The organism is Streptomyces sp. NRRL S-337, assembly GCF_000720175.1.
In the GTDB taxonomy this organism is placed as follows: domain Bacteria; phylum Actinomycetota; class Actinomycetes; order Streptomycetales; family Streptomycetaceae; genus Streptomyces; species Streptomyces siderophoricus.
Genome location: NZ_JOIX01000206.1, coordinates 1 through 270 on the forward strand (window position 1 = coordinate 1; position 270 = coordinate 270).

Annotated in this window: 1 pseudogene; it reads left to right on the plus strand. The window is 64.4% G+C overall.

The window, feature by feature from the left end:
• Positions 1-78 precede the first annotated feature (78 nt).
• Positions 79-270, plus strand: a pseudogene (locus IG62_RS48125) (IS701 family transposase); the annotation flags it as partial.

The window sequence follows — 270 nt, forward strand, 5'->3', positions numbered from 1 at the left end:
TGCAACCGCATGTGGTGTGACCGTGTGGGGTGGGGCTCGTTGGTGTGACTGTGTGAGAAGTCGCTGACGGTTGAGCAGATCGATTCGTGGTCGGACGGTGTAGCGGGTCTGCATGCCCGGTTCGGGCATCGTTTCGGCAGGTCGGAGCCACGGGACCGGGCCTTGGACTATCTGCGGGGCTTGCTGGCTCCTTTGGAGAGGAAGAACGGCTGGACGCTGGCCGAGCAGGTCGGTCAGCTCCGCCCGGACGGCGTCCAGCGGTTGTTGAAC